This is a genomic window from Natronolimnohabitans sp. A-GB9 (assembly GCF_030848565.1).
Lineage (GTDB): Archaea > Halobacteriota > Halobacteria > Halobacteriales > Natrialbaceae > Natronolimnohabitans.
Map to the genome: position 1 here is coordinate 1 of NZ_JAVDDV010000043.1, position 10,279 is coordinate 10,279.

The following is a 10,279-nucleotide window of genomic DNA, read 5'->3' on the forward strand; positions in this document are numbered from 1 at the left end:
ATCAGATGGTGAGTCGATTGCACCTAGGTCAGTGAGACGATCTAATAAGAACGTCCGGGTTGAATAGATTTCATCAACTTCATCTGCTCCGTAGATGATATATTTCCCCGTTCGATAGACCGTAATTGTAGGTCTGTCTTCAAATCGAAGATACATCCCCGGATAGTTCTCGGGATCGTATTCTGCTTCTTCCCCAATTTCAGAACAGAGTTCCCTTAAATCAAATTCATAGTTAACAGCGCCTGAACCGACAACATTCACAATAGTTATATTACTCATCCAAAGTCGAACCTTGTTTAGAAGACTTCGAGATAGTCCTCTATGACTTCTCGCTCATCGTCAGTAAGATCGAATAAGTCATACACCGTTTGGTCAATTTCATCTTCGATGTCTTCGATACTCGTCTGCTCGACCGTCTGCCGGTCGTCTTCCACCGCTTCGATGAGTTGTTCTACACCCTCCTGAGATTGTGGAATCGGTATCGTCTGTTCTTCTCCTTTCTTCATGTTCCTGCCATCCACAGCGGCGTGAACATACTTCGCTCGAAGTTTCTGTTCATTGCGGTTGCCCCTGTCCATGAGAGGGTCGGTGATCTCGTCGGACCGGCCAGCAGTTACAGCGAAGCGCCCATCGGACTTCTGCTGGATATTAGCGTTAACAGGGTATCGACGTGTCTGCCACTCGTAGTCAATATATCCAAGATCAGCCTCGAAATCTTCTAAATATGCGTTCGGGAAGTTCTCGACTTTCTCGGCTAATTGATTTGCTTTAACTATTTGTTCTGTTTTCTCCGCAACCTCGTATTCCTCAACATCTTCGGGAATTACCAGAGGCAGAGGCTCTATGTGCTGTTGGTAGTAGCGATAATACCGTTGTTGATAGACACTCGCACTTTGTTTGAAAATTATCTCTACTGGACGTGAGTTGAGAATCCCGAGAACGTGGTATCGAGTCTTCTTATCGTCATAGTAGTCATCAAGCAAAATCGACATAACCGTATCTACGTGAGCAACCCCACGACCATCATAAGCAAAGGAATTTCGCGTAGAGAACGATGGAGAAATAAGTTTTTGACGGTCGAATATCTCAGCGGAGACGGGCTGTTCAATTTCCCACCACTCCATATCATCTCGTGACTTGAACTGCTCTCGATCTCGGAGTTCACCCTCAAATTGGCTGATAAATTCGAGAGCATTATTGTGTTTATTCGGGTCAACTTCAGGAGTGTAAATCACTTTACGGTCTGTGTGGGGGAGGTGGAATGGCTCTACGTCCTTTCCTTTGATGCACTCTCTGAGGACTTCTTGCTCAACATCGTGTTCCTCGGCAGTTTCCTCGTCAATGATAAAAGCATCATTCATACCGGGACGCATCCCCATAACAACACGACCTACATCGTCAACTTGGTGAGTAGCGTTGTTCCGAATCTTATCCGATATTTGATGTATGTGTTCAGGTATAAACCTCCACTCCTCTGACCCGATTCTGGATTGCCGAACGTCAAATGACCAGATGTATTCGGTCGTCTTACCAATATTGCTAAAGACATAATCTACTGCATCATCGATCTCCTCAATACTGGAATCAATCGTACAGACAGAGAACTGATTGTCACTCCGCGGTTCTCTATTTTCAGCGACGAAGATCATAGCATACGCAGTAGCGTCCTCAAAGACCTCCGCATCAGCGAAATCAAGAACATCCTCGATCTCAAGATTCTCGGAAAGGTACTTTCGAGTTCCCTCGCCGTAGCCGAGCTTAGTAAATTTATTAGGGACAATCAAGCCGACATTGCCATTCTCAGAGAGAAGTTGTGCGCTCCTTCTTAGGAAGTAGATAGATAAGTCACCACGTCCGCTGTAAATATCTGGATACAGCTCTTCCAACATCGACTTCGTTTCTTGGGGAATGTTCTCTTGGCGCACATATGGCGGATTCCCAACCACGTAATCGTACCCCATATAGTTCTTCACGACGAGAGCAAGAACGCTGTCCTCGAACATCTTGAACAAGCGTCCGTCACCGTGGTCTTCCCGAAGGTAACGGACCGTGGAAAGAATGTCATTGACGTATGGCTCGAAGAAGTCTTCTACACCGTCATACTCACGGGTTGTGTAGCGGTGGATGCCTTCTTCGAGGCCGCCGCCGTACTCCCACCAGTTTTCATGCATATGGAACTTCACTACGTCAAGAACACCTTGGAGGGCAGCGTAATACTCCCCGAAGTTCCGAACTCCAGCGTTCATCTTCGCCGTATCGTACTTCGGCATCCGAACCCGCTGAACGAGGAATCCATCTTCTGTTTCCCCGTCATCTACTTCATCTTCATCCACTTCGATGGGGAGAGGGACAGGAATCTTAACGTCCTGATTGTCTTCAGTGATAGAATCTAAAGTCATCTGCGTTTGTCCCTCGTTACCGAGATCGACTCCGGTTAACTCACGCTCATTCCGCAAAGTATCGGTTCGGAAGATTGGAAGTCTACGAATGGTAAAATCGTCCCTCTCTCGTTTTGCTTCTCGGTATTCGGGAAGGATTGTAACCATAAACCGAATTTGTGCCATTAGCACCGCGAAAGGGTGAATATCCAGCCCGACAATATGAGGGGTCGTACAGAGTTCCGTAAGGTGTTTTGCCCAATCGGGGTCATCATTATACCGACGAACATCATCGAGGTAACGGTTGACAGCTTCTACAAGAAATGTACCGGAACCACAAGAGGGGTCTATGAGGCGTTCCTGTGAGACACCCACATCGTAATCAACCCCGTCCATAATATAGTCGATTACTGGTTGGGGTGTGTAGAACTCTCCGAGAGCCTTCCTCGTCTCCGGGTCGAAGTACCGCTGATAGAGATTACCGAGTGGGTCGCCTTCGATACGGGAGAAATCGAACTTCAATACAGCAAAGGAGACGTGAGCGATAGCGCGACTGAACCGCTCGCGGGTTGCGGGACTGACACGGCTCACATCGCTTCCTTCCTTAGCTATGTCACGGAATCGGTTGTATGGATTCTTGTGTTGGCTGGCAGTCTCTTTTCCGAAGCCATCCGTCCACCAGATGAAAATGTCGTCCTCGAATAGACTCTGAACGAGCTGATTCCGCATATCTTCAATCATACCGTTTGCCGCAATCGGGTATGCGTCAAGATCGATATTCCCGCTAAAACCCCCGAGTTCATCGAAGTACCGTCGAAGGCCCTTACTATTCGGGAAGAAGTCATGGTCGTCAGTCGCTTTCGCTAGCAGGAGGCGAGAGAGAAGTGCATGACCGGACTCCAGACAAAACATGAAATCGTTAAGAGATTGGTTCCCATTGATGAAAGGCTCCCAAGAATCTGGAATTTCCTCCGGCGTGCTGGCGTAGCTTGCCTCCCAAAAATCATAGGCTCCCTTAACAAACTTCGCTTCCTGCTCATCTCGTAGTTCTTCGAGCAAGTCCATCATCGCCGTCACGAGGTCGGCAAATGGACTGTCCTCCTCCAAGCGGAATGTCTCGAAGAAGTGTTCCCGACCGAGTTGGCCGTCAAGTTCCACTTCATCAAGCGTATCAAGGAACTCGGTAACACTCTCAGGGTCAGTAATATCCCACTCCGGCTTCCTAAGTGCCGCTTCGAGATCGGCGGCATCACCCTCCGTAGCTTCTTCGAGTGATATAGTCAGAAGCCGCGAATGACTCTCTCGCCGATAGAGACGGAACTCTTGCCCGTTAGTCAGCACACCGTAATCAGCTTTCAGCTCATCAACGTAGTGGAACAGCTGGTCTTCGTGGGGAGTGAGATCGCGTCCGGTGGTCTTGAACTCGTAAACGACTGTGACTGACTCATTGTTATCGAGGGTAACGTAGTCGGGTCGCCGGTCGTCGGGGAGCGTCCACTCACTTCGCAGGTCGTGTCCTGTTCCTTTATACCCAAGATGAGTGTAAAAGTTCTCGTTGAGGAATGCGTTCTCAACGTCTTTTTCACTCATGTCCTCATCGAGACGTGATGCAATTCCATGGAGGGCTTCAAGGAAGGACGACGTATCGGTCATATCCCATCCGATACAGTCATCCAATAAAAATGTTGTAGCCATAGAATAGCTCCTTTGTTAGCAAGACGCATACTGAAGTCGATAAACAAATATGCTGATCGGTTGTTATATATGACAATAGAGACACGATGATTTTTGGAATCATAGCCAAAACTGCTCCTCAACTCAAAAGGGTGTGGTAAGATGGCAGGTCGAATGAATATTAATGCCGACGAAAAGAAGATAGACCGATTTCTTCAGCGTCCACGATCACGATTCAACGTTCCCGATTATCAGCGGCGGTACTCATGGGGAGAAGACCAGTGGGAGGAGTTCTGGAGTGATCTGACCTCCATAGTCAATACTGAACAGCAGCACTTTCTAGGCTCAATCGTTGTCATTGAACGCGAAGAACAGGGGATGGACCTATACGAGCTGGTTGATGGCCAGCAACGGCTTGCCACGGTTTCAATACTTCTTCGGGTAATTGAGGAGGCTTACGAGGAGAACGACGAATCAGGTAAAGCGGAGAACGTCAGTGCGAATCTCCGGTTCAGTTACAACGGTGAAGAGTATCGACGACTTGCGCTCAATAAATTCGATGACAGTGACTATAAGCACCTCCTCAACGGCGAATGGGTCCTTCTTGAAGACCGTGAAAGCAAACTCATTGACGCCTACGATTACTTCTATGAAAAGATCGAAGAGGCTGAGGCTAGTGAGATCGACGAAATCAGGAGCGCTCTTCTCTCCTCAATGAGTCTTGTCGAAATCACGTGTGAAGGCGAATTATCTGCGATGAGGCTATTTGAGACACTAAATAACAGAGGACTTGACCTCTCTCCAGTTGATTTAATGAAGAATCACCTCATTCATATTGCGAGTGAAGACGAAAATATCGACGTTGAAACGGTTAAGGAATACTGGACCAAGATACTAGAGAATCTAATTGCGGAAATTAGCCGACTGGAGCGTTTCTTCCAGCATCATCTGATGAGTTCTCCAATTGTCGATATTGAAGAGAGTATTAGCCGGAATACGTTGTATCGATACTTCCGTGAGGCTCTCGCGGAGGTACGGGAACGAGAGGATATTACTGTTGAAGAATACGTAGAAGACATGGTTCGTAAGTCGAACCTCTATGCATCCATTGTCAACTGTAATTTAGATGGTTCTGACATCAGTCTATATGCACCCCACATTGACGAGATCAATGCGAAACTTGTTGACTTTGAGGCACTCAGCGCTCGATCTGTCCGTATTCTTCTGATGCGAGCGCTCTATGAGTACGACAATAAAGAGGACATCATGGCTACGATTCGGATGATTGAAACCTTCATCACTCGTCGGCGAATCGTCGGAAAAGCCAGCGGAACTGACGAAAACAAAGCCTTTAGCAAAGCATGCTCAGAAGCCTTCCTTAGCAGCAATCCTCTCGAAGCCACTAAGCGAATCCTTTCTGCAGAAACGCCTAGCGATAGTGAGTTCAGGAGTGCGATGGCCAATGAGTCATTCGCAAACAGTGATAAAACGAAGTACATTCTCGATATGCTGGAGCGCCACCATTTTGCTCCGTCCACTGGAAAAGGAATGAATCGCTACAACGTAGATATAGAGCATATCGCGCCCCGCAATATTACGGCTGATAAGTATACAAACTGGGTCCGCTACCTGAATATCGACGGTGAGACATTCGAGCGAGAATACTGCGATAGGTTAGGGAATCTGACGTTATTGGAAGATAGCCCGAATGCCCGCGCTCAGGATGATCCCTTCGAGCAAAAGAAGGCAGAGTACGAAAAATCCGCCTTTGAGATGACGAAGGAATTGACGGCATTAGATAGTTGGTCTGTAGATCGCATTGAAGAACGTTCTACCGATTTGGCTGAGATCGCAGTGAGTATTTGGAGCTATGAATCTGCGTACTGATCGGCTGTCTGTTTGTTGAATACGGCTTATTTCACCGTTGGCCCACTGTTATATTTCTTTGGCTTAACTATCAGGAAGATCAAGAGTCTCAAACATTGTTTCCACTTCTTGAGTGATTTGCCACTCGTCTACAGCCCATTCGTGTGGTGCATCACATTCCACGCAGAGTCGCGGAACCGCATGCTGAAGGACCTCATCTACCGTTTGATGGCCATCCTCGTAGTAGAGAGTGAGATAGTATTGGACGCGCTGAACTAACCCTGAATCTTTGCTATTGACAATCCCACGACGGTAGATCGTCACTGCGACCTCGTTTGTCTGTTCTAAGTGCTTCCGTGTCCCGTATCCTGCTGACAGATGTTGATCTGCACCGGGATGTTTGCCTATACACTCTTTCAAGTGTTCTCTCGTCTGCTCATTGATCTTTTGGAACCACCTATTACAGTGAGGGCATCGGTGAAGATTAGGATAGTATTCAGGCCCTTGCTGATCTTCGAGCCGTTGATTCCCATACCAGAGATCGCCCTCAATGATCTGTATTTTCGACGGATCAACTCGATGAGGAAGGTAGTAAATTCTCGCACCGGATTCCTTCATTGTTTCAACGCGCATGATGCTATTCTCCGTCAGCTCCACGAGTTGAGGTAGTTTGGTTTGAGCGTAGTCATGATCAACGTGGCATGGACGGACGATAGGTGGTTTACGAGATGCGAGATCAGCTAGAAGATTCCAGAGGGAGCCTTTCCGCATGTCTTCATCATGCAAATAACGGTGACATCCTTCACAGAGCGTGACCACGATTCTAACATCGTGTCGTCCATCATCACTATTGAGCGCAATTCTGAGTATATATTCTCCAAGGGGAGTGTCATCTGATTGTTTCTCAAGTGTTACGAGCTGCCCACGGAATTTTCCTCGCTCTGCGGCGACTCGTCTGAGGAGCGCTATTGAGGGTGGTGTCTGGCCTTTGATGTGCTTTTCTTGAACGCAGTGGTGCCCCTCAAATTGCGTTTCGCAGTGCTGGCACTCGAAACCAGCGTCCCGCAATTTTTTGAAAGAGAATCGGTACGATTGCGGACTCTTTCCGAGGTCTGGTTTCATACAATCACTGCACAGGACCTTCCAGTTCTCGTCCTTAGAGAGCCGGGTGACGTGGAGGAGAAGGCCGCAGATGAGGCATGTACAGCGATCTCGGGTTCGTGCATCGAAGATTGCTCTTCGTTCAAGGGTGCTTTCTGCAACCATATGTCCCAGTGTCGACAATATTCGTATTAAGTGGCTGCCCCACGGTGAAAGTGAAATATAATAATTAATACATTAATTAGCACTAACCGGGTCCTCCGAACAGAACCCATCACTCTTCTATACAGAAATGAAACCGAATAGCAGATGAGTTCAGACTAACTGAAATAGAGACTCTTTCAGAGTGGGTGTTTTACTTCCACCTCGGTTTGGCTGCATTTTAGGTGTTGGTCGTCATGGTCCACGTCTATGCTCAATCGCGAAAACGACCGGGACAATATTGCATGGGATATTGAGACGACGGGATTCAGTGCAGCTGATGAAATTACGGTTTCAGGATTCTGGTTCCCAGATCGGCGTGCGCACGTGATTCTCAATGCAAAGCAAAGCATCAGTGAAATCGAAACAGTTCGACGAGTTAAACAAGAAACAGACCCAGACCTCGATCTCGAACTAACTGTCACCAATTCTGAAGCAGAACTCCTTCAGGAGATGCAGGAGATCGTATTCCATTCTATCGATAAAGACTACAACCGTCTCATTGCATATAACGGCGAAATCTGGCGTGGGGGATTCGATTTACCTTTCCTTCGACGACGATGTATACATCACGAGATTGGGTGGATTTTCAAAGGGTTACAGTATGCTGATCTATATGAAACCATCAAAAAGCGGATCAACACTACTGTATTCAGTAGTGATGGTGAGCGGACGGATAACAACGATCTTGTTGGCTCTTACGAAGTACTATTTGACGCTGACGAGTGGGACCCATATCAAGATAGCGAACAAGCCGTTAAAGACTACGAACGCGGTCGATTTACTCTTCTCTTAGCACATAATATAGCCGACATCCGCCGAACATGGGAGTTAGGCGAGGTCGTCAGAAAATACGTTTCCCCCAAGGATATTAAGACAAAGAAGCTCTGAGGGCGGTATTAATATTGGTCAAGGAACGTATCTATTGAGTGAATATCTAAGCAACAACTTTCATCATACCGTTGTTTGATAGCATCATTAATACGTTCAGGAGCGGGTCGGGAATCGCCAGAAAGAAACCCCTCAAAACTATCAGACAAGCCACCATTCTCCTCTGATGCCTCCTCAGTAGTGTCACTATCAGATAACATGTCATCCACGTCAGATGTTATGAAAATCCCTGATCCACTATCTCGAACCCATTCAACCGCGTCACAAAGAATACGAGCATCAGCATCATTTTCTATAACACCCGATAAACTTCCAAGAAGGCTAGCATCACGAGAAGGAATTTGGACAAGAATAACATGGGGGGTGTCAAGTTCAAACAATTCTCGATAACCTTGTTTCAGTTGACGGTTCCGTTCCTGAACGCGGCGAGCTGCTTCAGCAGGTCCTAATTCCGTGAGTGTAGATTGGAAATTACGGATGTACCCCCAATCATTTGAAGTTAGTTCCTCTGAATTATCAGGCTCGAACTCACCAATCTCATCACGTTTAATGTACGGTAGTAGCTGAGTATGTATCTGTTGCCGGCGTTCCATTACTTTCTCGAACTCCCTTTTGACAGTATCACTGGCAACGATACTGCATTCATGGTGCCGAAGTAGTTCATCAGCGCGTTGCTGACGAACATCGAGCGCGAAATTAAAAAGGACAGAGGTATCAGTAAAAGCCTCTATTTTGCCAGAATTAGAGTCTGATTCACTATCACTCATCCATTTGATCGACTGATTTCATCATCCCGCTAATAGCCGATGCAACTTCGTCATCATGCGATGGATAATCGTGTGCCTTTGGTAGGAGTCCTGCTTCTGCACAAAGCCGTCGCTGATCTTCGAGATCAGTAGTATATTCCTCACGCAGGGTATCTAATTTCTGTTCTGCTTGGTTAACCACCCAGTCACTGTTTGGTCCTTCCGCAGTATCTCGCATGATGATAGCCGCAGGGTATTCCCATGCTTGGTCGTTGTAGAATGTTTCAAGGGAATCAATGGCTGTTCTGTGACGTGCCTTCAGATTGGATTGCTCAATCTTAGCGAGTTCCATCAGAACGTCTTCGAGAAGATCAGTGAACTCGCGGACAGGCTCTAACGCTTCTTCTAATTCAGGAATGGTTGCAAGTTCCATATGAAGGCGCGCTGCAGTTCGCCCTGCCCGCTTGTAGTAATCCACTGATCTGCTACTGCCGAAATCACTCAGGGAAGTACCTGAACCACTTTGGCTCTCACGGAGACTACTGATTTCGTGTGTGGTATCCTCGAATACACGACGTAGTTCGATGTTCTGAAGGTAGAGTTCTTTATATTTCTCAGGAGCATGGATAGTATAGAATTTCTCAAGAAACTCTAACGTAGGCATATACCAGTGCTGTGCATCGAGACGCGGTTCATCAGCCTCGTGAGCGAAGAAATGCTCTATCTCGGCAGGAGATGCATCAAAGATTTCGCTTTCTCGGATATGAGGGCTTGGGAATTGGCCGTTCCCAACATTTGCACCAGAAGGGGCTGCTGGATAGGTTTTACCGAACTTGTACCATGAGGATGTAAGAACAGGTTCCTCATCGTGCTGGGTGAAATGATCGACCGCTTGCTCTGTATATTTCTGACGCCGTATTCGGGTCCCTTCTTCCATCCAATCAAGGTCAGGATCGTTTTCGACAGCCTGCTTTAGACCAGTCTCAACCTTTGAGAGAATCGGTCGTTCAGCAGGTGGATGGTCGAGGGTCATAGGCGGTATTGGTGTTTGGAACGAGTTTTTCTCGTGGCTTCTCGGTACTTCTATCTTGATACCCCGACTGCATAAATCGTGGGTATCCATGCTGAAAGTGAAACTGGCCGACCACCCCAACAGGTTATTCACACCATCGATAAATGAGAAATAGGATGGTGGTATCTACTGAAATCTATTCCGCGGTCGTAGTCCAAACCACGTCTACTGATGCATTATTATCCAGTTCAACGTCTTTTGGTGAAATCACAACTGCTCCTTCTGTTCCAACGAGTACTGGGGCTGGAGTACAGTCGAAAAAAGCATAATTCTCACTGTTATACGGGGTTCCATCTGTAAGCGCTCGTAATGCAGAAACAGCTCGATCTGCAGGTATAACAAACTGAAAA

Annotated in this window: 7 protein-coding genes and 1 pseudogene; 2 read left to right on the forward strand and 6 right to left on the reverse strand. The window is 47.1% G+C overall.

Annotated features, from left to right (window positions below; genetic code table 11):
- Positions 1-279, reverse strand: a pseudogene (locus tag RBH26_RS20890) (TATA-box-binding protein C); the annotation flags it as partial.
- Positions 280-296: 17 nt separating this feature from the next.
- Positions 297-4,031, reverse strand: a complete 3,735-nt coding sequence (locus tag RBH26_RS20895; RefSeq protein WP_306760296.1) for an N-6 DNA methylase — start codon at positions 4,029-4,031, stop codon at positions 297-299.
- Positions 4,032-4,214: 183 nt separating this feature from the next.
- Between RBH26_RS20895 and RBH26_RS20900 the strand changes: the two genes are divergently transcribed.
- Entirely contained in the window at positions 4,215-5,939 is a 1,725-nt protein-coding gene (locus tag RBH26_RS20900; RefSeq protein WP_306760297.1) for a DUF262 domain-containing protein, read from the forward strand.
- A gap of 63 nt (positions 5,940-6,002) precedes the next feature.
- Here RBH26_RS20900 and RBH26_RS20905 read toward each other — a convergent pair whose 3' ends face one another.
- Positions 6,003-7,184 carry a hypothetical protein gene (locus RBH26_RS20905; protein WP_306760299.1) on the reverse strand — a complete coding sequence of 394 codons (1,182 nt, stop codon included), beginning with the start codon at positions 7,182-7,184 and terminating at the stop codon, positions 6,003-6,005.
- 246 nt (positions 7,185-7,430) lie between these two features.
- Between RBH26_RS20905 and RBH26_RS20910 the strand changes: the two genes are divergently transcribed.
- The gene (locus tag RBH26_RS20910) at positions 7,431-8,111 is read left to right on the forward strand and encodes a hypothetical protein (RefSeq protein ID WP_306760300.1); all 681 of its coding nucleotides are present in this window, start codon (positions 7,431-7,433) and stop codon (positions 8,109-8,111) included.
- Between the two features lie 8 nt (positions 8,112-8,119).
- On the opposite strand, the gene RBH26_RS20915 is transcribed toward RBH26_RS20910, so the two are convergent.
- From RBH26_RS20915 to RBH26_RS20925, 3 genes are all read right to left on the reverse strand, one after another.
- Entirely contained in the window at positions 8,120-8,878 is a 759-nt protein-coding gene (locus RBH26_RS20915) for a hypothetical protein (RefSeq protein ID WP_306760301.1), read from the reverse strand.
- On the reverse strand, positions 8,871-9,980 hold the full coding sequence (locus RBH26_RS20920) for a hypothetical protein (protein ID WP_306760302.1): 1,110 nt from the start codon (positions 9,978-9,980) through the stop codon (positions 8,871-8,873). Before RBH26_RS20920 ends, RBH26_RS20915 begins: the two co-directional genes overlap by 8 nt.
- An 85-nt stretch (positions 9,981-10,065) precedes the next feature.
- A partial coding sequence (locus RBH26_RS20925) for a hypothetical protein (protein WP_306760303.1) occupies positions 10,066-10,279 on the reverse strand: 214 nt, incomplete at its 5' end.

Excerpts from the sequence above, each read along its gene's own strand:
- RBH26_RS20895 (WP_306760296.1), bottom strand. The coding sequence starts at position 4,031 with ATGACCGATACGTCGTCCTTCCTTGAAGCCCTCCATGGAATTGCATCA.
- RBH26_RS20920 (WP_306760302.1), bottom strand. The coding sequence starts at position 9,980 with ATGGATACCCACGATTTATGCAGTCGGGGTATCAAGATAGAAGTACCG.
- RBH26_RS20910 (WP_306760300.1), top strand. The coding sequence starts at position 7,431 with ATGCTCAATCGCGAAAACGACCGGGACAATATTGCATGGGATATTGAG.
- RBH26_RS20905 (WP_306760299.1), bottom strand. The coding sequence starts at position 7,184 with ATGGTTGCAGAAAGCACCCTTGAACGAAGAGCAATCTTCGATGCACGA.
- RBH26_RS20900 (WP_306760297.1), top strand. The coding sequence starts at position 4,215 with ATGGCAGGTCGAATGAATATTAATGCCGACGAAAAGAAGATAGACCGA.
- RBH26_RS20915 (WP_306760301.1), bottom strand. The coding sequence starts at position 8,878 with ATGAGTGATAGTGAATCAGACTCTAATTCTGGCAAAATAGAGGCTTTT.